The organism is Nocardia sp. NPDC047038, assembly GCF_040644075.1.
GTDB lineage: Bacteria > Actinomycetota > Actinomycetes > Mycobacteriales > Mycobacteriaceae > Nocardia > Nocardia sichangensis.
The window spans coordinates 123184-144001 of record NZ_JBEYVQ010000008.1 but is presented as its reverse complement, the minus strand read 5'-3'; the positions used below and the strand labels follow the sequence as shown (position 1 = coordinate 144001).

The following is a 20818-nucleotide window of genomic DNA, read 5'->3' as shown; positions in this document are numbered from 1 at the left end:
CGTATATCTCACCTGGGTAACAGCGTATGGTCGCGCTATGCCGACAGCGACGTCGATCGACACCGGAGCCGAACACCTCGCCTGCTGGGTCACCGTCGTGGGGGAACGTCTACACCAGTTGCCGACAGCAAACCCGCATATCCTGCTCGCCCACGCGATGAGCGGGTTCCTCGCGATCGGACGGGCGAGCATGGCCCTGCTGACCACCTCCGCCAATCCGACCGACATCCGAGACCACGATCTCGTCTTCGAGATCACGGCCGACGCCGAACGCTGGCTCACCGACGCGGCGACCGAACCGATCGTCAACCAGGTCACCGACCGCGGCGAGCACATTCAGCGCTATCTCAGTCCCGCCGCGCTCGACACCGTCGCGAAAGCACGCCTGCGACGCTGCGCGCAGGCTACCGCGATCCATACCCGCGATCTGCTGACCGGGATCGACGCCGACCCGGCCGCGTCGGAGGAGATCCGCGATCTCGCCCGTGATCTCGCCGCGCGAGCGAACGTCATCGCCACCGTCTACGCCGACGACCCGCAACAGCTGCTTTCGATGGCCCGGCAGGCGACTCGGTAGCCGACCACTCCGGGAGGTCGGCGAGTACGCTTCACGCCCGATACTCGGGTGCGGCACGCGACCAGCGGCGCGTTCACATCGAGGCCGCGATGATCGACAATGGTGACATGGCGACGGTGCTGCTCGGCGGCGACGTCATGCTGGGCCGGGGTGTCGACCAGATCCTGCCGCATCCCGGCGACCCGAGGCTGCGCGAACGGTACGTCAACGACGCACGAACCTACGTGGAGCTGGCCGAGCGCGCGCACGGCGAGTTCACTCATCCGGTCGGATACCGGCACTTGTGGGGTGATGTGCTGCCGCTGCTCGCCCAGCTCGACCCCGAGGTGCGGTTGCTCAACCTGGAGACGTCGATCACCGCCGACGGCGCGTTCGCTCCCGCGAAGGGCATTCATTACCGGATGCATCCGGACAACGTGCCCGCGTTGACCGCGATCGCACCGGTGGTCTGCGCGCTGGCCAACAATCACGTGCTCGATTTCGGAATTCCCGGGCTCGCCGACACCCTCGAAGCGCTCGACGCCGCGCATATCGACCGCGCCGGCGCGGGGGCCGACCTCGCGGGCGCCCGTGCCCCCGCCACGGTGGAACTCGCCGACGGCCGTCGCGTGGTGATCGTGTCGGTCGCCGCCGGATCCAGCGGTGTTCCGGAATCCTGGTCGGCACGGCGCGACCGGCCGGGCCTGTGGCGAGTGGGCTACTCCCCCGGCGCCGCGGCGGCCGATGATGTCGCCGCCGAGTTGGCGGCGCACAAGCGGGACAACGACATCGGCATCGTTTCCGTGCATTGGGGGCCGAACTGGGGCTACGACGTGACGCGAACCGAAACACAGTTCGCACACCGATTGATCGACGCCGGAGTCGACGTGGTGCACGGGCACTCCGCGCATCATCCGCGTCCGATCGAGATCTACCGTGGCAAACCGATCCTCTACGGGTGCGGCGACGTCATCGACGACTACGAAGGCATCCGCGGCCACGAGCGGTACCACACCGATCTGCATCCGCTGTATCTCGTGGCGGTGGACCACGGTTCGGCGGAGGTCCGGCTGATTCCACTGCAGGTGCGGCACATGCGCCTGGAATGGGCCCCGCGCACCGAATCCCGTTGGCTCTGCGCCAAACTCGAAGACATCAGCCGCGGTTTCGGCACCCGCGTCGCGCCCGGAACCGACGACCTCCCCGTGGTGTTCAGTGGCGCACGACGGTGAGATGGCGGAGGAACCACGCTACCGCCGAGTCGGCGACTTGTTCGAGCGCACCGGGTTCCTCGAACAGGTGTGTCGCGCCGGGAACGATGTCCAGCTCACTCGGGCACGGCATCCGTAACTGCGCCTCCCGATTCATCTCCAGCACCCATCGATCGTTGCCACCCACGATGAGCAGTGTCGGTGCGCGGACCGAGCCCAACCGCGAACCGGCCAGATCCGGACGACCGCCACGGGAGACGACCGCCGCGATCTCGGTGCCCGGTTCGGTCGCCGCCCACAGTGCCGCGCCCGCGCCGGTGCTCGCCCCGAAATATCCGGTCGGCAGGCCACCGAGCTCCGGCCGCGTCCGCAGCCAGTGCGTCACCTCGACCAGCCGGTGAGCGAGCAACTGGATGTCGAACACGCGGGCGCGGTCGCCTTCCTCCTCGACGGTCAGCAGATCCACCAGCATCGTCGCGAATCCCGCCTGGTTGAGGACCTCGGCGACGAACCGGTTGCGCGGACTGCGCCTGCCGCTGCCGCTGCCATGGGCGAAGGCGATCAGCGCGGTGCGCTCCGGCGGCACAGCCAGCACCCCGGCCAGTCGGGTGGACTCCGACGGCACGATGACCTCTTCTGTCCGCGTCGGGGACGGGTGTGCGGACGGCATCGAACACCTCCTGTTATCCGGCGTACCCGATCGAGTCGGTCGCACGCAAGGGGGGAAGGTCCTTCGTCCGCACAATGGGCGTGGCGCCGTCAGCGGAACGTCGCGCCGAGGTACTCGGTCAGATCGTCGATCGCGGACGCCCACCCCGCGTAACCGAGGTATCCGTCGGGACGCACGACATACGCGGCTGCGCCGGTGGCACCGTAGGCCTTCGCGAAATCGGCGTCACGGTCGCGGACGACCGGCAGCAGCGTATCGTCGACCCGCGCTCCGGGTGCGGCGAGCAGGTACACGTCCAGGTGCCGGTGCGCTCGGCGGCGCGCCGCTGCGGCAAGATCGGCCAGCGCCCCGATTTCGGTCCCGGCGCTGTCGTCGGCGTAGAGCAGGAGGGTGTGATCGGTCCGTCCGAACAGCGCGAACAGGCGGATCGGAAAGGTGACCGCGCCGCGGACCAACCCGGCGGCGTCGGGAGCGCGCAGTCCCGCCCGCAGACCCGGCCAGCGGTCGGCCGCGCGCGCGACGATCGGGCTGTCGCGGTAGTCGATCAGCAGTTGCGCCTCACGCCGGATGACGAAATCCAGGTCCGGCTCCCCGGCCCCGATCCCCTCCCGCGCACTGCGCACGGTGCGTCCGACCACTTCTTCGCCGACCGGCCTGCGCTCGGCGTCGTAGCTGGCAGGCAGTTTCGGTGCACTGTCGCCGCCAACCGCCAGCGCGAGCTTCCACGCGAGATTGTGCGCGTCCTGAATGCCCGTGTTCATCCCCTGCGCGCCGGTGGGCGGATGAATATGCGCTGCGTCGCCTGCCACGAAAACCCGTCCGCGCGCGTAGGCATCGACGATGCGGTGACTGATCCGGAAGACCGACGACCACCGCAGTTTCGACGCGGTGACCGGCTCGGGAGCGAGGCGGTCGAGGACGGCTTGGATATGGTGCAACCGCGGCGTGGGGCCGCCTTCGAATCCGTGCACGAGTTGGTCGGGGTTGGGCGTTTCCGCCGTGGTGAGTTCGTCGGGGACCAGCATCGACACTCGGTACCGGCCGCGTCCCGGCAACGGTATGCACACCAGCAGGTCATCGGTGACGTCTTCGGTGCGGTGCGTCGAGCGGATGACGTAGCCGCGGGGCAGCGACCAGTCGAGTTCGACATCGCCGAGCATGTATTGCTCGGCGAACGCCGCTCCCCCGAAGGACAGACCCAGCCGCTTGCGGACGATGCTGTGCGCTCCGTCGCAGCCGATCAGGAACTGCGCGTCGACGGTGTGTTCGCCGTCGGCGTCGACGAGCACCGCGCGCACGCCGCTGTCGTCCTGCTCGAAGGTCGTCAGCCAGGTGGCGCGTTCGATCCGGGTGCCCGTCTCGGCCAATCGCTCCCGCAGGATTCGCTCGGTCATGTATTGCGGCAGCCCGATGAACCCGTAGGGGACGTCCGCGGGCAACGTGAGTTCCGTCCTGGCCACCTCGGCGCCGTTCACGTACACCAGCTGGCCACGCAACTGGAGGGATGCGTCGAGCATCCGGCGCAGGACACCCAACCCTTCGAACACCTCGAGCGTTCGCGGTTGGATGCCCACGGCCTTCGCGTATCGGGGCGGCTCGGGCAGCGCGTCCACGATTCGGCAGGCGACACCGCGCCGGGCCAACTCGATTGCCGCGGTCAACCCGACCGGCCCAGCACCGGCAATGAGTACCTCTGTGCCGACCATGCGTTACCGCCTCGGACTGCGTACTCACACAGTGATTCGGGCGAGTCTACTCGGCCCCGCGGGGGTTGACGATCAGTCCGCGTCTTCGGATTCGGCGGACGGCTTCGACGTGACGACGTTGATCCGCAACGGGAGGCGGAACAGGTTGCCCGATCGGTTGCGGACCCACTGGGTGACGGCGGCCACCGCCGAGCCCAGCGAAGTCACGCCCGCGAGCAGCGCCCACGGCGTGAGCGTCGCGGACGTGTAGGCGACCTGCCCGATACCGGGCACGACGAGTTTGCCGTTGCCGAACGCCCAGTTCATCAATGATCCGATCTGCCCGCCCAGATCCGTCTTGCGTCCGACCATCGCCTTCAGCTCGGGGCCCTTGCTGTTGATGTAGAGCACGGTGAACACCACGAACAGTGCGGCGACCAACGTGGCCAGCGTCGCCAGCCGATTGAGCGCCTCGATACGAAGGCGCAGGTTCACCACGATCGCGAAAAGCGCGATGACGATAGCGGCACAGGCGAGCAACGCCCAGAAGCCGGTGATCCGGGCGCCGGGAGGCGCCGATCGCGACCAGACGTTGAGGAACCGCGTGGTGATCTCCATCCGGCCGAACGCGTTGGTGCTGACCTTGCCATCGGCGCCCGCGGCGGTGAGCCATGGCTGGAACAGCAGCACGAGCGTCACCAGGCTTCCGACCGCGGCCCACACATAGCCCCAATATCCGCGCAGCGCGGCCAGAATTGCCTTCGCCGGCACGACGGCGCCGCTTCCCGCCCGGTCCTGCCGGGCGGACCGGTCGTCTCGCGTTTCGTCCGACTGCCAGGGCGTTGGCTGCACCATTACCTCAGTTTAGGGTCGCGGCGCCGACCGAATTCGGGCCTAACTCACCAACAGTGGGAAGTCTCCATGCGGATGCGGCGGCGCGGCCCAACGGGCGGCCCCACCCCGCTTCGAGGGCGTAACGATCACCGTTACCGAACGGCTCTCCCCCGCGCCGAACCAATCCGCGCAGCGCCTGCCGTGGCAACGCATCAGGCCGACGGCTATCACTCCACGACACGATCGGAGATAGACAGGTCTCCATTGGGCAAAGGAGAATCGAACACATATCGAAGCACGTAATTCCGGTGATTGTGGGCAAAAAGAATCCGCTGGTAGGTTTTTCGCCGGGGTTGGCTGCCACTACCCCGAAAAAAGCGCCATCGGTGATCGTCCTGTTACGTAATGCCGGGGAACTTGACGTTTCCTTGCCTGGTGCTCACCGGACTATGGGTGAAGCATGAATCTCGTGAGTCAGAGTTAAGTTTCACTCGAGTCAAAGGATGCACAATGTCGACCAAAATCACGAAAATCGTCGCAGCGACCGCAATGGCCGTCTCCTTCGGCGTCATCGCGGCTCCCGCCGCTACCGCCGAAACGACGCCGTCCGGCGCCGCGACGCCGGTTTTCGGCTCGGTAGTCTTCTGCATACCGCTCGGCAGCGCCGTCTGGTGCATCTGAGAGCGCCTGTTGTGCGGCCCCGCCGCGTTCCGGCGGGGTCGCACTTCTCGGCTGGAAGTCTTCTCCAGCTCCGATGATCGGCGGTGTGCGAGGCAGCCCGCCCAGTGTCACGCGAACCGACATGAGGAAGGCAGATCGTCGCAGTCGCCGCCGCACGTGGATCGACCGTCGCGGCGGCACTGTCATCATCGGACCTCCTTTGTGCCGCACCCGCGATCGCCCGCCGTGTCGTCCGCTGAGGCGCGATGCGGGTGGCAAGCCTGGGCGACTCGGCGCCGCAAGCAGCTCTTGACTTCAGGTCGACCTCAACTCGCAAGCTGAGCGCAGCACGAGGAGAGGTGACCATGACAACGTTCGGAGCAAAGCGGAGCCGCGGCTACGACCAGCGGGCTTCCCGGCTACTCGGGGGCCTGTACCGCCGGATCGCCGCGGACGTCGACGCAATCGCGCAATCGGGGGCGTGTGTGCTCGACGTGGGGACCGGGCCGGGGGAACTATTGGCGCAGTTGGGTTCTCGGCGGCCGGATCTGCGGCTGCACGGCGTCGACCTGTCCCCGCACATGATCGACCTCGCCGACGCGAAGCTGTCCGGCGGCGCGGTGGAACTGTCGGTCGGTGACGTGGCCGCGCTTCCCTACCCCGACGACAGCTTCGATCTGGTCGTTTCGAGCCTGAGCATGCACGAGTGGCCGGAGGTCGACCGCGCGATAGCCGAGCTGGCGCGGGTATCGCGACCCGGCGGCGCCGTGGCGATCTACGACTTCCGTTTCCTGCGCTCGGCGGCCGCGCTCAGCGCGTTGCGCCGTTCGTTCGAGGCGGCGACCGTGCGGCGGGAAGCAGTGCGTCCGCGGCGTCAGCCCATCGGGCTGTACACGCGGCTCACCGCCCGCGCCGCCTAGAGTGCGGATATGGCGGGCGACGACATGCCGATCGGTGAACTCGCGGCGCGGTTCGGTCTGGCCACCCATGTGCTGCGGCACTGGGAGGATGCCGGATTGCTCGCGCCGCGGCGGGACGGGGCGGGCCGTCGACGCTACCGCGACGGCGATGCGGAAACCGTGGCGATGATCCTGATCGGCAAGCAGGTGGGTTTGTCGCTGGAGGAACTCGCCACGCTCTTCGCCGAGGCGTCCGACCGGTCCGCTCGCCGCGACTTGCTGCGTGCCCACCGCGACCAGCTCGTCAGCCGGATCGCGCAGTCCACCGCGGCGCTGGAGACCATTACGCACGCTCTCGACTGCGCCGCCGCGGACTTCCGTGAGTGCCCGCACTTCCAGGCCAAGGTCGCCGACGCGCTCGCGCTGGTCACGAACCGGTCAAGGCCATGAGGTAAATCGTTATGGCGCACGGAATTCCGTCCTGACGGCGTAGTTTGCCGCCGCGCGGGCCCGGCGCGGTGAATCGGCGGCGACAGGGGGTGCTGCGCCGCTTTTCTCGGATTAGGATCGAGTCCTGCGAACTCGGACACAGCAGCCAGTAACACTTCGACTCGATAGAGGTGCCCCGTGAGCAGGACGATTCGAATTCCCGCGGTGGAACTCGCCGATCATGTCGGCGAATCCATCGTCGGGTACGGCACCCTCACCCAAGCAGGAGTGGTCCAGCCGGGCGGCGACCTCGTGGTCGCGGTCTTCGGCGTCGAGACCGACCGGCGCGAAAAGTCTTTCACGCCGGGTCAATTGGTCGAATTGGAGGTTACCGACTGACCGCGGCGGCCGGATTCGGATGCGCCGGCCGACCGATTCAACCGATCAGCGCATTCATGATCGTCCCCGCGCTGGTGGCGATGACGCCGCCGAGCATTCCGCCCGCGACCATTTTCGCCGACGCGAGCGGACCGCCGTTCCATTTTTCCCAGGCGAATCTTCCACCCGCATAGGCGATCCCGGTGACTCCGGAGAGAATCACGAACCACGTGAAATACCGGAACAGCTGGAGAATTTTTTCCGAGTTCGGGGGGGCTTCGGGGACCGGGTCGTCCACCTGAGCCAGAAGAAATGCTTCGACTGCCGTATGGATCGTCATTGATCTGTCTCCGTCGCGTTTCCGCAGGACAAGTTATACGCAATCGCTATGACGTTCGAAGTATCGCGATCCCGGAGGCTCGCGTCAACCCCTCACCGGCCGAGGCCACCGCAACGCCGGTGTTCCCGCGCGCGAAGCCGTGTCGAACCGCCGTGGACGGGTAGTGCGTGCATGTGAGCTACGACGGTGACGGCACGGCGGGCGGTGACCTCGACCCGGTAGCCGCGCGGGCGGTGATCGAACAAGCCAAAGGCGCGGTCATGCTGGTCTATGGCCTCGACGCCGACGAAGCGTTCGCCATCCTGCGCGTGCGGTCGCAGGAAACCAACACCAAATTGCGGGTTCTCGCCGCCAATGTGGCCGCCGAGCTACCGTCGGTCGGCATGCCCGCCGTGACCAGCGAACTGCGCAGCCGGGTCGACCGGCTGCTGTCGACCGCGCACGAGCACGGCCGTTGAGCGCCGCTGCGGCCTATCGCTTCTGGGCGACGGCGAAGACTCGCCGGAAGGGCAGCCAAGTGGTGCCGTCGGCGCGTCGAGGGTAGGCGTTGCGCAACAGTGGGGCGAGTTGCGCTGTGAATTCCTGCCACTGCGCGTCGTCGAGGGCCCCGCGCACGGGCCGCAACGCCGTGCCGGTGACCCACTCGAGCACCGGATCTTCTCCGCTCAAGCGTTGCAGGTACGTCGTCTCCCAGGCATCGACCGCCCCACCCGCGGCGGCGAGCAGGTCGGCGTATCCGGCGGGATCGAGCACCGCCCTCGGCTCGAGGATGCCCGCTCGTCCGAGGCTGTCGCGCCAATCGTCGCGAGCGGCCACCTGGCGGATCGCCCGGTGCGAGGCCGCGTCGAAATTTCCGGGCACCTGCACGGCCAGAAACGCGCCCGTTGGAAGCTCTCGCATCCACCGAGCCAGCAGGTCCGGATGGCCGGGCACCCATTGGAGGACGGCGTTGCAGACCACGACATCGGTCTCCGCGCTCGGCTGCCATTCCTGTACCGCCCCGAGCGTCGCATCGATGCCACGATCTCGCGCGGCCGCGACCATTTCCGGCGACGAGTCGAGCGCTCGCACGATCGCGCCCGGCCAGCGCCGCGCGAGGACCGCCGTGAGATGCCCGGGACCGCAGCCCAGGTCCACCACCACCCGCGGTTCGGCCGCGGCGACCCGGCTCAGCAGGTCGAAGAACGGGCGGGACCGGTGATCGTCGAAGGCGAGGTACTGCTGAGGATCCCACATAGGCCACTCCGAGGCTCGCTACCAAACCGTACGTACGTACTGTACGCCTGCCTCGCGCTCAGAAGAAGGTCCCCGAGAACGGCAACGAGTCGGTGGCGAACAGCGCGTCCGCGTCCGCGACCGCACCGGGACGATGTTCGTCGACACGTCCCGCGAAAGCCAGTTCGCGCCATGTCGTTCCGCCCAGATAGACCGCCGCGAGATCGGAGATACTCGTGGTGAGATCCGGGTTCTCCCGAACTCGTCGCACGCCGTCGACAGCGATCCGGTAGCGGCCGGAGTTCGCCGTCAGGATCGGGTCCCGCACCTCCACCACGACCGCGGCGGCCTGGCGATAGGTGCGCCGCGCCAGCGCGTGCCCGACATCGACCAGGCGCAACCAGGTCTCGTCCCTGGTCGACAGCACGCGCAGCGCGCGTTCGTCGGTGAGCAGATGGCGCAGCGGACTGTCCAGGGCGAGGAACGGGAACACGAACGTATCGACCAGGTCGATCGACATCAGCCCGCGGATCAGCCCGCGATACGCCGCGGGCGTCGTCGCGACGAAATCGTTGATCACCACCTGCTTTTCCGGCCGGGACAGCCAGCTCCTCGGATCGACCGGCTGGTAGCGGACGAACCCGTCCTCGGCGCCGGCCGGGCCGTGGACCAGGCAGTAGTTCGGCTCCGTGCTCAGCAATTCCTGCAACCGCCACCAGTATTCGGGCCGATCGACAGCGCCGGTCCAGGCGATGTCGGCCGTCGCGTAGATCTGCGGCAGCAGTTTCCACGCCGCGGCGCCGTCGATGAAACGCACCGGACCGGACGCCGCCACCGTGTCACGCAGCCGGGCCCGACGGCGCTGCAACTCCACCCGCGCGAACGAGCTGGCGATGCCGTAGCCGAACCGTTCGTATATCGCGCCCTCCGACGCACGCAACGTGGCGACCACTTCGCCGCGTTCGGCGATGTCGGCGAGCTGACGGTGCAGCAACGCGGTGAGCGCCCCGCGGCGGGTGTGGGTCGGCAGCACTCCGACGTGGGTGACCGCCGCGTGCGGCAGGCGCGCGCCGCCGGGGACGACCAGCCTGCTGGTGTACGACTCCGCGGTACCGATCAGTTCGCCATCGATGTAGGCGCCGAGCGTGCGACCGGGCTCTGACAGCTCCGCGGTAGGGGTCAGCGGCGGCAAGCCCACCATGGCCGTGCGGAAAAGGGCGTTGGCGGAACGGATGTCATCCTCGGCGAGGAGGGTCTGCACAGCGACGGTCACCACTCGATCCTGCCCGAGCCGCCATCGGGCGCTGACCTGCCGGCACGCCCCGGCGGAAAATCAGCCGGCATCACGGTTTCGTAACGGGCTGCGGTGGGTATTACATAGCAATGACGGATCACCGACCAACCCGCATCGCCGGTGTGGAACCGGGAACCGGCGCGCTAGCTTTGACCACGTGCCTTGCCTTTTCGATCGGCATCGCCGCGCTCACCCAATCGGCGTTCACCACGCTCGTGGCCTGTGTGAGCATCGTGGCGGGGCTCACACTCGTGCTGAACATCCTGCCGCGCAAGGCTTGACCGCGCGGACCTTGCCTCGCACGCCGAATCCTGGTGGCATCTACCCGGTATCGACGTCAATCGGGAGGCAGGCATGCTGTCGTTGCAGGAGATTTCGGATCGACTCGAGATCGAAGACCTGATGGTGCGGTATTCGCACGCGGTCGACACTCGACAGTGGGACCTGCTGGACGAGGTGTTCACCCCGGACGCGCACATCGACTACTCGGCCATGGGCGGATCGGTGGGCGATCTGGCGGCGACGAAGCAGTTCCTGGCCGCCGTCCTGCCCAACTTCCCGGCCTTCCAACACCTGATCAGCAACTCGTCCATCCGGGTCGACGGTGACACCGCCACCGGGCGCACGATGTGTCACAACCCGATGCTCGTGTCCGGCGGCGACGGACCGCCGACGATGATGCTGTGCGGTCTCTGGTACCACGACACGTTCGTCCGCGTGGACGGACAGTGGCGGATCAAGCAGCGCGTCGAGGAGAAGAGCTTCCTCTTCGTCGCGCCGTCCGCTCCCGGCATGGGCTGACGCGACGGAGACCGCCGCGGTTCCTCAGCGCGCCGACAGCGCTGAGGGCGGGGCCTCGGACGCGGGGGCCGGTTCCTCGCGGGCGGGGCTCCCGTCGCCCACGACCTTCCGCCTGCGGGCGACCAGGAACAGCACGACCAGCGCCACACTGAACCAGACGTAGGTGTTGCCGATGAAATGCTGCCAGGGTGTCCACGCGGTCTCCCGGTGCTCGCCGTCGGGCAGCCAGTTGTGCGGGCCGATGACGAATATCGCCGCGGTCACCACGAACGTCACCCACCACCCGATCGCCCGCCTGCCGGGCAGGCGGGACGCGTGGCCGACCATGGCGAACAACGCGGGCGCGATCCACACCCAGTGGTGGGACCAAGAGATCGGCGAAACCAGCAGCGTGAAGACGGCGTTGAGGGACAGCGCGAGCGCGGGCAAGTCGGCGGCTCGGCGCATGGCGGTGACCACCAGCGCGAGCAGCAACGCGCCGAGGACCAACCAGATGATGGTGAACGCGGGCTCGGGCGTTTCGAAACGAGAGAACACCGCTTGAATCGACTGATTCGTGTGGAATGCCGAACCGCTCAGCCCGGACACGTTGCCCAGGCCGCCGAACCAATACTTGACGGACTCCTTCGGCAGAATCGCGAAGCCGAGCGCCGTGGCGGCCGCGCCGGTGACCGCGGCGGTCGCGGCCGCGCGGTAGTCCCGCCGGACCAGGAAGTAGAGCACGAACGCCGCGGGCGTCAGCTTGATCGCGGCGGCGACGCCGATCAGCATGCCCCGGGGCCAGCGCGACTTGTGGGTGAGGCAATCGGCGGCGACCAGGGCCATCAGCAACAGGTTGACCTGACCGAAGTCCAGCGTGGAGTGAATCGGCTCCAGCAGCAGCCCCAGCGGAGTGGCGCACGCGGTGGCCCAGACCGCCAGCCGGCGCTGCGACTCGTCCGGCCACACCCGCCGCGCCACCAGATAGAGCGTGAGGGCCAACGCGGCCACCGACGAGACGAAGAAGCTCAACGCGGCGACGTCCCAGGGCAGCATCGCGAAGGGGCCGAGCGCGAGCGCGGCGAAGGGCGGGTAGATGAACGGCAGACCCGCTCCGATGGTGGTCTGCGGCAATTGCCCGTACATGTCGGCGCCGTGCCGCATGGCGTCCACGCCGAGGCGATACACCTGCAGGTCGATGAACCCGCCGGTGATCTTGTGGAACGGCCAGACCGGTGTCAGCAGACAGAACGCGGAGAACGCGAGTGCGAGAACCGGCGCCGGGCGCAGCACGCGCGCGAGTCGACGGTTCTGGGACATCGGCGTTCCGGCGGTGGCGGTGACACTACTCATCCGCGGCGACTATACCGACCCGGGTCCGCTCGTTCACCACATGGGAGGCAGATTCGCGACTGTCGCGTGAGGGCTGCGGAAACGGGTAAGCCGCCACCAGCACGAGGGGCAGAGGAGGTCGGCCGATGGTGACGAAGGCGCCCGGCGCCGCGATGTACGTCCCCGAGAACGCGGATCTGACGCGGCTGCGGCAAGCGGCCTGCGACTGTCACGGGTGCGATCTCTACCGCCATGCCACACAGACGGTGTTCGGCGCGGGGCCCCAGGACGCGGACGTGGTACTGATCGGCGAGCAGCCCGGCGATCAGGAGGACGTGGCAGGCCATCCGTTCGTCGGTCCGGCGGGGCGGCTGCTCGACCGGGCGCTGGCGGAGGTCGGCATCGACCGCGACGCGGTCTACCTGACCAACGCGGTGAAACACTTCAAGTTCGTGGAGCGCGGCAAGCGGCGCATCCACAAGCAACCCGGCCGCACCGAGGTGGTCGCCTGCTCGGCATGGCTCGACGCCGAACTCGATCTGCTGCGTCCGCGGTTGGTGGTGTGCCTCGGTGCGATCGCGGCGCAGGCGGTGCTCGGCCCGACGTTCAAGGTCAGCGCACGCCGCGGCGAGGTCGTCGAGACGGCCGACTTCCGCGCGATCGCCACCGTGCACCCGTCGTCGGTGTTGCGCGCGCCCGACCGTACCGCCGCCTACGAAGCGTTCGTCGATGATCTGCGCATAGTGCGGGAACAACTCGGAAAGTCGGCGGCGGCGCGCTGATCACGCGGCCCAGGACAGGAGTGAGTGGATGAGCACCGACGAGATCGACCCGGAACTGCTGGAACTGGCCGCCAAGGTGTTCGACTTCGCTCGGCGCGGAGACACCGCGAGGTTGGCCGCCTATGTGGACGCCGGCGTGCCGGTCGACCTCACCAACGACGCGGGCGACACCCTGCTCATGCTCGCCGCCTACCACGGGCACGCCGATGCCGTGGCGGCGCTGCTGCAACGGTCGGCCGATCCGGACCGTGCCAACGACAAGGGCCAGACTCCGCTGGCCGGGGCGGTTTTCAAGGGCGAGAGCGAGATCGTGCGACAACTCGCAGCGGCGGGCGCCGACCCCGACGCGGGCACCCCGTCGGCCCGCGACGCCGCGGTCATGTTCGGCAAGACCGAGCTGCTGGAAATCTTCGGCTGAGCGGGCTACCCGCGCTTGCGCACAGCGGTGACGGCCTTGCGCGCTGCTACCAGAACGGGATCCCACACCGGGGAGAACGGCGGTGCGTAACCGAGATCGAGCATGGTCATCTGCTCGACGGTCATCCGGGCGGTCAGCGCGACCGCGGCGATGTCGACGCGCTTGGCCGCGCCCTCCCGTCCCACGATCTGGGTGCCGAGCAAGCGTCCGGTGAGCCGCTCGGCGAGCATTTTCACCGTCATCGGCGCCGCGTCCGGGTAGTAGCCGGCGCGGCTGGTGGATTCGACCGCGACGGTCACGTATTGCAGGCCCGCTGCCCTGGCGTCCTTCTCACGAAGACCCGTGCGGGCGACCTCGAGTTCGCAGACCTTGCTGACCGCGGTGCCCACGACGCCGGGAAAGAGCGCGTATCCCCCGCCGATGTTCGCGCCGATGATCTGACCGTGCTTGTTGGCATGGGTGCCGAGCGGGATGTGGCGTTCCCGGCCCGAGACGAGGTCCAGCACCTCGACGCAATCGCCGCCCGCCCAGATGTTCTCGTGCCCGTGTACCCGCATGGCGACATCGGTCCGCAGCCCGCCGTACTCCCCCAGCGGCAGACCGGCGGCGCGGGCCAGCTCGGTCTCCGGGCGCACGCCGATGCCGAGCACCACCACGTCGGCCGGGTATTCCGCGGTGTCGGTGACGACCGCGGCGATCCGGCCGTCGTCATCCGTCCGGAACTCGGACACCTCGGCGTCGCCGACCACCTTGATGCCCATTCCGCACATCGCGTCGCGCACCAGAGCCCCCATGTCGGGGTCGAGCGTGGACATGGGTTCCGAGCCGCGGTTGACCATCGTGACGTCGTAGCCGCGCCGGATGAGGGCCTCGGCCATCTCCACGCCGATGTAACCGGCCCCGACCACGACGGCGCGGTTGCCGCGCGCCCGCTCCAGCGTGTCGAGCAGCGCCTGCCCGTCGTCGAGCGTCTGCACACCGTGCACACCGTTCGCGTCGATACCGGGCAGCCGCGGCCGGACGGGGCGGGCGCCGGTGGCGATGACGAGGTGGTCGTAGGACATCCATGCCGATGCGCCGGTTTCCCGGTCGCGATAGCGCACGCGAGCCCGCTCGGCATCGATCTCGGTGACCGCGGTGTGCAGCCGCAAGTCGATCTCGCGGGACCGATGTTCCTCGGGCGTGCGGGCGATCAGGGCATCCCGGTCGACGACGTGACCGCCGACCCAGTACGGAATGCCGCAGGCCGAGTAGGAGGTGAATCCGCCGCGTTCGAAGACCACGATCTCCAGCGCGTCGGCGTCCTTCATCCGGCGCGCCTGCGAGGCCGCCGACATTCCGGTCGCGTCACCGCCGATGACCACCAGTCGCTCGCTCATGGCTTCACGCTACGTTCGGCGTCCACCCGGCGGCCGCGTGGGCCACCGTTCCACGAATTTGCTGGTTGCGCTGCGGGTGACCGATCCGTACTTCACACTGATCTTCTGGCAAACGCGGTATGAGGGCAGCGTTTTGACCCGGGAGCACGACATGACCGAGATCCGACCCCCTTCCGACGACGAACGTCGGCTCGCCGAACTGGGCTACAAGCAGGAACTGGCCAGATCATGGTCGGGTTTCTCGAATTTCGCCATCAGCTTCACGATCGTGTCCATCCTGACCGGCGGATTGGCCAGTTACGGCATCGGTCTGGCGAACGGCGGCCCGATCACCATGGCCTGGGGGTGGCCGCTGGTCTCGCTCATGGTGTTGTTCGTCGGACTCGCCATGGCGGAATTGGCCTCCGCCTACCCGACCTCCGGCGGCTTGTACTGGTGGGCCGCCGAACTGGGCGGACCGGTGTGGGGCTGGTTCACCGGATGGTTCAACCTGATCGGGCAGATCGCCGTGACCGCGGCGATCGATTACGGCGCCGCCATCTTCACCACCGTGGTGTTGAACGTCGTCGGAATCGACATCGGCACCGACCGCACCGCGATTTTCCTGGTGTTCGCCGCCATCCTGGTCCTGCACGCCGTCTTGAACGTGATCGGCCCGCATCTGTCGGCGGTGATCAACAATGTGTCCGCGTGGTGGCACGTGGGTGGTGTGGCGATCTTCGTGGTCGTCCTCGGCTTCGGAGCGGAACACCACCAGAGTGCCCGATTCGTCTTCACCGAGACGGTGGACAACAGCGCGATCGGATTCGGCGGGGTCGCGTTCAGCTTCCTGCTCGGCCTGCTGCATGCGCAATACACTTTCACCGGCTACGACGCTTCCGCGCATATGTCGGAGGAAACACACGACGCGTCGCGGATGGCGGCCAAAGGGATCATCAACACGATCGTCGTGTCGGCGATCACCGGATATCTGCTCATCATGGCGGTGACGTTCGCCATCCCGAATCTGGACGACGCGCTGGATCCAGCGAAGAACAGCGGCTATCCCGTGATCTACATCCTGGAGAACTCGCTGAACGGCTTCTGGTCGGGTTCGCTGCTGATCATCGCGGCGGTCGCGCAATTGTTCTGCGGATATGCCTCGGTGACTTCGGCTTCCCGCATGCTGTTCGCGTTCGCGCGGGACGGCGCGGTGCCGGGGTCGAGGTTCTGGTCGCGGCTTTCCACGCGCAAGGTACCGGTGCACGCGGTGCTGTTCATCTCGTTCTTCGCGTTCGTGCTGCTGATTCCGTCCATGCTGGTGCCCGCGGCGAACGCACCGACCGCCTACGCCGCGGCGACCTCGGTCGCGACCATCGGGCTCTACATCGCCTACGGCATTCCGATCCTGTTGCGGCAGCGGCACGGGAGCCGATTCCGCACCGGCCCATGGCGATTGGGCGCGTGGTATCGCCCGGTCGGAGTGGTCGCGTTGCTCTGGATCGTGCTGATCAGCTTCCTGTTCATCCTGCCCACCGACGCCCGCGGCTATCCGTGGCACAGCGAATTCACCTGGAACACCGTGAACTACGCACCGATCACCCTGGTCGGCGTGGTGGGCGCGATCGGCATCTGGTGGCTGGCGTCGGCTCGGACCTGGTTCACCGGGCCGAAACGGACGGTGGACGAGCCGCCCGCCGACCAGCCGGAGCAGGAGGCGCCGGCCAACGCCTGAGGCACGACCGGTCCGGTCGCGGCTTCCCTGATCTGGCGTATCGAGTTTGTCGGCCTCGGTCGCTAGGGTGTGTCGGCATGGAAAGGACCGACCTGGTGCGTTTTTCGCCCGCCGGGAGAATTGTGTTCCCGGGCAATCCGTGGCCGGAAGGGCACGCGATCGAGGAGTTCGCGTGGACCGGCCGCATGGACCAGGCCGGCAGCCTGTGGTTCGATCTGCACCTGCGCTCCGCGGCGTACAACGCCGAACGCGACCCCGCCCACGGCGAGGAGGACGGCGAGGACTGGCTCTCGCCGATCGTGTGGCAGAACTATCACAGCTGCACGCTGTCGTCCACGTACTGGGGCGAGGACGACGCCACCGGCCTGCGCGCCGCGGCGCCGGGCCGGCCCTTTCGACTGAAATCCGAACAACCGCAGTGCCTCACGGTCGACCCGCTGCCCCTCGCGCACGCCGACGACGTCGGATACCTTGCGTTCAACATCTATCTGCTCGGGCACGACTCGGTCGCCGACCAGGAAGTGTCGTTCACCCGACGATCCGACGGCAGGCACGACATCGACTGGCAGGGTCGTATCGCGCTGACCTACGCGGGTCAGGTGGAATTCCGGTACCGATTCCGGGCCCGGATATCCGGCGCCACCCTCGAATACATCCGTTTCCCGGCGGAAATCTCCGCCGATCGAGCGCTCCGCCAGCTCGGCGCCGTGCTCGACGCTCCGGAGGAGTTCGAACTGGGCCTGGTCGACGGGCAGCCCGCGTGGGTGTCGAGAATGCCGGTCTAGCGTTTTCGGCGCCGGTTCACCGGTTGCCGGTATGGCCGGGCAGCACGCACACCGAATCCAAGCCGAGCACGTGGTTCAACCGGCCGAACGCCAGCCATGAGCCGATGCTCATGCTCAGTTCGACGACTTCGGCCTGACTGTAGCGGGCGAGCATCCGATGCCAGAAGTCTTCGTCCAGGTTGTGATGGTCGGTGGTGTAACGCTCGGCGTATTCGGCGGCGAGCCGGGTGCGTTCGTCGAAAGCGTCGGTGGTGCGCCAGTTCGTGACGGCGTCGGCGAATTCGGGCTCGACCTTCACCCCGTCGCGTTCGGTGCGCCAGTCCATGCAGAACAGACAGCCGTTGATCTGGGCGATGCGCAGCCGGGCCGCCTCGAACTCACGCAGGCCGAGCGTGCTGTGCGAGTACACCGACAGCGAGAAATTCGAGGCGGCGACGCCGATGCCGGGGACCATCTCACCCCAGACGTAGCCGATCGGATCCTTGCCCTCGGGAACGTCGATGATCATGGGTGCTTCCTTCCGAGTTTGCCGACGGCGGGACGCAACGGGACATCCAGTGCGTCGTAGAGTCCGGGTTTCGCCGCCACCAGCCAGTCGATTGCGCCGACCAGGCGGCCGACGGCCGTGGCGTTCCCGCCCGCGGAGCGGTTGCCGTCTTCGTCGGTCGCCTCGACGGTCACTTCGATGCGCGGGTGCCCCTCGATGATCACCCGGTGCGCGCCCGCGCCGCCGTCGGCCGGTACGGGCCAGTCGGGCGCACACGTCGGATGGATGCGGGTGACGTGTTCGACGACCAGTCGCGGTTGCCCCGCGACGATGCCCTGCACTTCGAAACGCACGGCGCCCTGGGTGCCGGCCTCGAATTCACCCATGGACGTCGTGGTGACGGTGGCGTCGAGGGCGCGCCGATCCAGCGTCTCGCGAATCTCGTCGAGTTCGACACCGAGCGCCCGTGCCATCAGCCGGATCTGCCCGCCCCACACCATGGTCGGCACCGACGGCGCGAGCATCGGCGGCTGATAGTCCATCGGCTGCCCCATGCCGACCAGGTAGCGCACCGAGTCCGGCTGGTCGTAGGTGGAGTAGTCGAAGATCTCCTGGCAGCGGATCGTCTCCACCGTGCTCCCCAGCCCGCTGATCAGCAGCGGCAGTACGTCGTTGCCCCACCCTGGGTCGATACCGGAGACGAACAGCGATCCGCCGCTCTCCGCGATCGCTGCCAGTACCGGGTCGCGTACTTCCGGCGGTGCGTTGCGCGGATCGTAGAGGGCGTAGAGAGCCGGGGTGACGACCACCGCGCCCGCGCGCAGCGCGCGCACGATATCGGCGAGCGCGTCGTCCGGCCGGATGTCGCCGGAGGCGGCGTAGACCACCGCGTCCGGGCGTGCGCCGAGAACGGCGCCGACGTCATCGCGCGCGGCGACGCCCAAGTCCCGATCCAGCCCGCCGAGTTCGCCCGCATCGCGGCCGACCTTCGCCGGATCGTGCACCAGCACCCCGGTCAAACGCAGCGCGGGGTGCGCGTCGACGGCCCGGATGGCCGCCCGGCCGACGTTGCCGGTTCCCCAGACCACCGTGGAGATCATCGATCGAGCGTAGCAAGCGCTTGGTCGGCTGTTCGGCGTTCCGGAAAAGCGCTCCGAGCCCCCTCGAGCGCCACAGCGCACTCCGTCCGCCGGTTCCGGGAGCGACGACCGTTCGCCCATGGCAGCGCGGGACAGCGGCGTCGCCGATGCGATCCTTCTCCTCGCTTCGGATATCGACAACAGGGTCCGCACACGCGTGCGCCGCCCGATTCCGCGCCCGGCTCGCCACTGCGCACCATTGGGAAATGGCGTGAACTACCCGGTAGCGTTGGGGCTCGGGGCATTACCTACCGCCAGGGATCGCGGCGCAGTTCCGGTTCGCGGCGAGTACGGTATATCCCGCCGCCCGGCGCGGGGGCGGCGGTCGGGATCGGGTGGAAAGGCAGGCGCGCGACAGTGAACGAGCGGTATTCGTCGTGGGCTGCCCGGAATACGCCCGAAGAGCTGCCGCTGGCCGCGCGTTACCAGAGCGCGGATCCGATCCGCTGGCACGGCAGCATGGTCTACCCGATGTACACCGAGCAAGTCGGCCCCGCGCCCACCACCATCGCCTTGACCATGATCTCCGCCGCACCGCCCGCAGGGCTGCGTGGGCTCGGCATGGGTCTGTCGGTCGTCGACGGCTATCTGGACCTGCACGGACGTTCACTCGCCGGAGTCGACGCGTGGAGCGACGCGCTGGCCGCGGGGGTCAGCTTCGCCGTCACGCCCACCGCGCCGGTGACCCTGGTGACACTGACTCCCGTCTGGGTGGACGAATTCGGCACGCAGAAGTCGTGGACGGGCAACTACGGCATCGTCGTCGAACACCGGCCCAACGGTCGCGTCGTGCTGTGGTGCAGCATCGGCGAGGGACCACCGAACTTCGCGAACCTGGTCGTGGAACTGTCCACCGCTCCCACACCGGTCGCCCCGGAGCCTCCGGCTCCCGCCGCGCCCGCGACGGCTCCGATCGGCATGAATCCGCCTATTCCGCAGGCGATCTCGTCGGCGGGCCCGCCCACCGCGCCTACCATGCCCGTTCCGCGTATCGACGCCGCGACGGCTGCGAGCGCATCCGCGACGACGGCCGAACGGCTCACCGGGGTTTCCTCGGCAGCCGTCGGTGGCGGTGCCGAGAAAACGACGGATACGACCCCGCCCCGCCGCGCAGGCAGTCTCTTCGTGAATCTGCAGTCGTCCCGCGCCACACGATCCACTGCGGAAACTCCACCTTCCGCTCCCGGCTCCCGAGCCACGGACAGCGCGCAGCCGGCGTCGAGCTCGACCACCCGGTCGCCTGGGCCGCAGCCGGAGTCCGAAGTACCCGCCCGGAACCTCGCTCACCATCCGAGGATCGCGCACGAGAGAACGGCGGCGGACTCGTACGGAACCTTCGGACCTCCGGTCGCACATACACACCCGCCCGAGGACCCGGCACGCTCCCGCACCGGCCTGCTGCTCGGCAATACGCCACCCGCACCGAACGCTCCGCTACCCGCTCGCCCCGCGGCGGACGGCACGAGCACCGAAGCCAGCCCGATCGTCGCGAATCCGTGGACCGCGCACCCATATCGCGCACTCGACCCTATCGGCACACACACCCAACCCCAGACAGATACCTCACTTCCCGGGTCCGGGCCGGTCCCCCAGGACACTCGAGTCCCGCCCACCACCTCCCCCTCGGCAGACGGCCCGCACTCCGGATCGAGCCCACGGGTCGCGAACCGTCCAACTGCGGCGGACCCCAGCGCACTCGACCCCATCGGCACACACACCCAACCCCAAACAGGCATCTCACTTCCCGGGTCCGGGCCGGTCCCCCAGGACACTCGAGTCCCGCCCACCACCTCCCCCTCGGCAGACGGCCCGCACTCCGGATCGAGCCCAC

22 protein-coding genes and 2 pseudogenes are annotated in these 20818 nt (G+C 68.1%); 14 read left to right on the top strand and 10 right to left on the bottom strand.

Annotation, left to right across the window (positions count from 1 at the left end):
- The first annotated feature begins 37 nt into the window (after nucleotides 1-37).
- Nucleotides 38-577, top strand: a complete 540-nt coding sequence (locus tag ABZ824_RS25630) for a hypothetical protein (protein ID WP_355075316.1) — start codon at nucleotides 38-40, stop codon at nucleotides 575-577.
- Nucleotides 578-666: 89 nt separating this feature from the next.
- Nucleotides 667-1788 carry a CapA family protein gene (locus ABZ824_RS25625; protein ID WP_356965743.1) on the top strand — a complete coding sequence of 374 codons (1122 nt, stop codon included), beginning with the start codon at nucleotides 667-669 and terminating at the stop codon, nucleotides 1786-1788.
- Here the strand turns inward: ABZ824_RS25625 and ABZ824_RS25620 are convergent.
- The 3 genes and pseudogenes from ABZ824_RS25620 to ABZ824_RS25610 form a co-directional block, all read right to left on the bottom strand.
- Nucleotides 1769-2371 (bottom strand): annotated as a pseudogene (locus tag ABZ824_RS25620) (phosphoribosyltransferase); the annotation flags it as partial. The gene ABZ824_RS25625 and the pseudogene ABZ824_RS25620 sit on opposite strands and share 20 nt — an antisense overlap.
- Nucleotides 2372-2526: 155 nt before the next feature.
- On the bottom strand, nucleotides 2527-4143 hold the full coding sequence (locus tag ABZ824_RS25615; RefSeq protein ID WP_356965741.1) for an FAD-dependent monooxygenase: 1617 nt from the start codon (nucleotides 4141-4143) through the stop codon (nucleotides 2527-2529).
- Between the two features lie 72 nt (nucleotides 4144-4215).
- On the bottom strand, nucleotides 4216-4977 hold the full coding sequence (locus ABZ824_RS25610; RefSeq protein WP_355075310.1) for a hypothetical protein: 762 nt from the start codon (nucleotides 4975-4977) through the stop codon (nucleotides 4216-4218).
- A gap of 489 nt (nucleotides 4978-5466) precedes the next feature.
- Here ABZ824_RS25610 and ABZ824_RS25605 point away from each other — a divergent pair, with 489 nt between their 5' ends.
- The 4 genes from ABZ824_RS25605 to ABZ824_RS25590 all read left to right on the top strand — a co-directional run bounded on the left by ABZ824_RS25605 (nucleotide 5467) and on the right by ABZ824_RS25590 (nucleotide 7343).
- Entirely contained in the window at nucleotides 5467-5637 is a 171-nt protein-coding gene (locus ABZ824_RS25605; protein ID WP_355075308.1) for a hypothetical protein, read from the top strand.
- A 344-nt stretch (nucleotides 5638-5981) separates the two neighbouring features.
- Complete coding sequence (locus ABZ824_RS25600) at nucleotides 5982-6536, top strand: class I SAM-dependent methyltransferase (RefSeq protein WP_356965738.1); 555 nt, start codon at nucleotides 5982-5984, stop codon at nucleotides 6534-6536.
- A gap of 9 nt (nucleotides 6537-6545) precedes the next feature.
- Nucleotides 6546-6965 (top strand): MerR family transcriptional regulator, encoded by a 420-nt coding sequence (locus ABZ824_RS25595; RefSeq protein WP_355075304.1) that lies wholly within the window; start codon nucleotides 6546-6548, stop codon nucleotides 6963-6965.
- 177 nt (nucleotides 6966-7142) lie between these two features.
- On the top strand, nucleotides 7143-7343 hold the full coding sequence (locus ABZ824_RS25590) for a hypothetical protein (RefSeq protein WP_356965736.1): 201 nt from the start codon (nucleotides 7143-7145) through the stop codon (nucleotides 7341-7343).
- A gap of 37 nt (nucleotides 7344-7380) precedes the next feature.
- On the opposite strand, the gene ABZ824_RS25585 is transcribed toward ABZ824_RS25590, so the two are convergent.
- Nucleotides 7381-7662 (bottom strand): hypothetical protein, encoded by a 282-nt coding sequence (locus ABZ824_RS25585; RefSeq protein ID WP_355075301.1) that lies wholly within the window; start codon nucleotides 7660-7662, stop codon nucleotides 7381-7383.
- Nucleotides 7663-7835: 173 nt separating this feature from the next.
- Here ABZ824_RS25585 and ABZ824_RS25580 point away from each other — a divergent pair, with 173 nt between their 5' ends.
- Nucleotides 7836-8120 (top strand): ANTAR domain-containing protein, encoded by a 285-nt coding sequence (locus tag ABZ824_RS25580; protein WP_356965735.1) that lies wholly within the window; start codon nucleotides 7836-7838, stop codon nucleotides 8118-8120.
- A 13-nt stretch (nucleotides 8121-8133) separates the two neighbouring features.
- Here the strand turns inward: ABZ824_RS25580 and ABZ824_RS25575 are convergent, their stop codons facing one another.
- Both ABZ824_RS25575 and ABZ824_RS25570 read right to left on the bottom strand, forming a co-directional pair.
- Nucleotides 8134-8898 carry a trans-aconitate 2-methyltransferase gene (locus ABZ824_RS25575; RefSeq protein WP_356965733.1) on the bottom strand — a complete coding sequence of 255 codons (765 nt, stop codon included), beginning with the start codon at nucleotides 8896-8898 and terminating at the stop codon, nucleotides 8134-8136.
- Nucleotides 8899-8956: 58 nt separating this feature from the next.
- Entirely contained in the window at nucleotides 8957-10150 is a 1194-nt protein-coding gene (locus ABZ824_RS25570; protein ID WP_356965731.1) for a GNAT family N-acetyltransferase, read from the bottom strand.
- Between the two features lie 110 nt (nucleotides 10151-10260).
- Here ABZ824_RS25570 and ABZ824_RS25565 point away from each other — a divergent pair, with 110 nt between their 5' ends.
- Together ABZ824_RS25565 and ABZ824_RS25560 are read left to right on the top strand one after the other, a co-directional pair.
- Nucleotides 10261-10452: a hypothetical protein gene (locus tag ABZ824_RS25565; RefSeq protein ID WP_355075296.1), complete on the top strand. Its 192-nt coding sequence runs from the start codon at nucleotides 10261-10263 to the stop codon at nucleotides 10450-10452.
- Between the two features lie 73 nt (nucleotides 10453-10525).
- Nucleotides 10526-10972, top strand: a complete 447-nt coding sequence (locus ABZ824_RS25560; protein ID WP_356965729.1) for a nuclear transport factor 2 family protein — start codon at nucleotides 10526-10528, stop codon at nucleotides 10970-10972.
- 24 nt (nucleotides 10973-10996) lie between these two features.
- On the opposite strand, the gene ABZ824_RS25555 is transcribed toward ABZ824_RS25560, so the two are convergent.
- Entirely contained in the window at nucleotides 10997-12304 is a 1308-nt protein-coding gene (locus ABZ824_RS25555; protein ID WP_356965727.1) for a glycosyltransferase 87 family protein, read from the bottom strand.
- A 125-nt stretch (nucleotides 12305-12429) separates the two neighbouring features.
- Here ABZ824_RS25555 and ABZ824_RS25550 point away from each other — a divergent pair, with 125 nt between their 5' ends.
- Nucleotides 12430-13065: a UdgX family uracil-DNA binding protein gene (locus ABZ824_RS25550; protein WP_356965725.1), complete on the top strand. Its 636-nt coding sequence runs from the start codon at nucleotides 12430-12432 to the stop codon at nucleotides 13063-13065.
- Nucleotides 13066-13093: 28 nt separating this feature from the next.
- Nucleotides 13094-13483 (top strand): ankyrin repeat domain-containing protein, encoded by a 390-nt coding sequence (locus ABZ824_RS25545; RefSeq protein ID WP_355075288.1) that lies wholly within the window; start codon nucleotides 13094-13096, stop codon nucleotides 13481-13483.
- Between the two features lie 5 nt (nucleotides 13484-13488).
- Here the strand turns inward: ABZ824_RS25545 and ABZ824_RS25540 are convergent, their stop codons facing one another.
- A complete protein-coding gene (locus ABZ824_RS25540; protein ID WP_356965724.1) occupies nucleotides 13489-14862 on the bottom strand; it encodes an FAD-dependent oxidoreductase in 1374 nt (457 codons plus the stop codon).
- A gap of 151 nt (nucleotides 14863-15013) precedes the next feature.
- Between ABZ824_RS25540 and ABZ824_RS25535 the strand changes: the two genes are divergently transcribed.
- Both ABZ824_RS25535 and ABZ824_RS25530 read left to right on the top strand, forming a co-directional pair.
- A complete protein-coding gene (locus tag ABZ824_RS25535) occupies nucleotides 15014-16576 on the top strand; it encodes an amino acid permease (RefSeq protein ID WP_356965722.1) in 1563 nt (520 codons plus the stop codon).
- Between the two features lie 77 nt (nucleotides 16577-16653).
- Nucleotides 16654-17361: a hypothetical protein gene (locus ABZ824_RS25530; protein WP_356965720.1), complete on the top strand. Its 708-nt coding sequence runs from the start codon at nucleotides 16654-16656 to the stop codon at nucleotides 17359-17361.
- 16 nt (nucleotides 17362-17377) lie between these two features.
- Here ABZ824_RS25530 and ABZ824_RS25525 read toward each other — a convergent pair whose 3' ends face one another.
- Together ABZ824_RS25525 and ABZ824_RS25520 are read right to left on the bottom strand one after the other, a co-directional pair.
- Complete coding sequence (locus ABZ824_RS25525; protein ID WP_356965719.1) at nucleotides 17378-17869, bottom strand: carboxymuconolactone decarboxylase family protein; 492 nt, start codon at nucleotides 17867-17869, stop codon at nucleotides 17378-17380.
- Nucleotides 17866-18948 carry a dihydrodipicolinate reductase gene (locus ABZ824_RS25520; protein ID WP_356965717.1) on the bottom strand — a complete coding sequence of 361 codons (1083 nt, stop codon included), beginning with the start codon at nucleotides 18946-18948 and terminating at the stop codon, nucleotides 17866-17868. The genes ABZ824_RS25525 and ABZ824_RS25520 overlap by 4 nt, the downstream gene beginning before the upstream one ends.
- 396 nt (nucleotides 18949-19344) lie before the next feature.
- Here ABZ824_RS25520 and ABZ824_RS25515 point away from each other — a divergent pair.
- Nucleotides 19345-20818: pseudogene (locus ABZ824_RS25515) on the top strand (hypothetical protein); the annotation flags it as partial.

What these genes read in the sequence shown, in the direction of transcription:
- ABZ824_RS25630 (WP_355075316.1), top strand. Translation starts at nt 38, where the DNA reads ATGCCGACAGCGACGTCGATCGACACCGGAGCCGAACACCTCGCCTGC.
- ABZ824_RS25625 (WP_356965743.1), top strand. Translation starts at nt 667, where the DNA reads ATGATCGACAATGGTGACATGGCGACGGTGCTGCTCGGCGGCGACGTC.
- ABZ824_RS25615 (WP_356965741.1), bottom strand. Translation starts at nt 4,143, where the DNA reads ATGGTCGGCACAGAGGTACTCATTGCCGGTGCTGGGCCGGTCGGGTTG.
- ABZ824_RS25610 (WP_355075310.1), bottom strand. Translation starts at nt 4,977, where the DNA reads ATGGTGCAGCCAACGCCCTGGCAGTCGGACGAAACGCGAGACGACCGG.
- ABZ824_RS25605 (WP_355075308.1), top strand. Translation starts at nt 5,467, where the DNA reads ATGTCGACCAAAATCACGAAAATCGTCGCAGCGACCGCAATGGCCGTC.
- ABZ824_RS25600 (WP_356965738.1), top strand. Translation starts at nt 5,982, where the DNA reads ATGACAACGTTCGGAGCAAAGCGGAGCCGCGGCTACGACCAGCGGGCT.
- ABZ824_RS25595 (WP_355075304.1), top strand. Translation starts at nt 6,546, where the DNA reads ATGGCGGGCGACGACATGCCGATCGGTGAACTCGCGGCGCGGTTCGGT.
- ABZ824_RS25585 (WP_355075301.1), bottom strand. Translation starts at nt 7,662, where the DNA reads ATGACGATCCATACGGCAGTCGAAGCATTTCTTCTGGCTCAGGTGGAC.
- ABZ824_RS25575 (WP_356965733.1), bottom strand. Translation starts at nt 8,898, where the DNA reads ATGTGGGATCCTCAGCAGTACCTCGCCTTCGACGATCACCGGTCCCGC.
- ABZ824_RS25565 (WP_355075296.1), top strand. Translation starts at nt 10,261, where the DNA reads ATGACGGATCACCGACCAACCCGCATCGCCGGTGTGGAACCGGGAACC.
- ABZ824_RS25560 (WP_356965729.1), top strand. Translation starts at nt 10,526, where the DNA reads ATGCTGTCGTTGCAGGAGATTTCGGATCGACTCGAGATCGAAGACCTG.
- ABZ824_RS25555 (WP_356965727.1), bottom strand. Translation starts at nt 12,304, where the DNA reads ATGAGTAGTGTCACCGCCACCGCCGGAACGCCGATGTCCCAGAACCGT.
- ABZ824_RS25550 (WP_356965725.1), top strand. Translation starts at nt 12,430, where the DNA reads ATGGTGACGAAGGCGCCCGGCGCCGCGATGTACGTCCCCGAGAACGCG.
- ABZ824_RS25545 (WP_355075288.1), top strand. Translation starts at nt 13,094, where the DNA reads ATGAGCACCGACGAGATCGACCCGGAACTGCTGGAACTGGCCGCCAAG.
- ABZ824_RS25540 (WP_356965724.1), bottom strand. Translation starts at nt 14,862, where the DNA reads ATGAGCGAGCGACTGGTGGTCATCGGCGGTGACGCGACCGGAATGTCG.
- ABZ824_RS25535 (WP_356965722.1), top strand. Translation starts at nt 15,014, where the DNA reads ATGACCGAGATCCGACCCCCTTCCGACGACGAACGTCGGCTCGCCGAA.
- ABZ824_RS25530 (WP_356965720.1), top strand. Translation starts at nt 16,654, where the DNA reads ATGGAAAGGACCGACCTGGTGCGTTTTTCGCCCGCCGGGAGAATTGTG.
- ABZ824_RS25525 (WP_356965719.1), bottom strand. Translation starts at nt 17,869, where the DNA reads ATGATCATCGACGTTCCCGAGGGCAAGGATCCGATCGGCTACGTCTGG.
- ABZ824_RS25520 (WP_356965717.1), bottom strand. Translation starts at nt 18,948, where the DNA reads ATGATCTCCACGGTGGTCTGGGGAACCGGCAACGTCGGCCGGGCGGCC.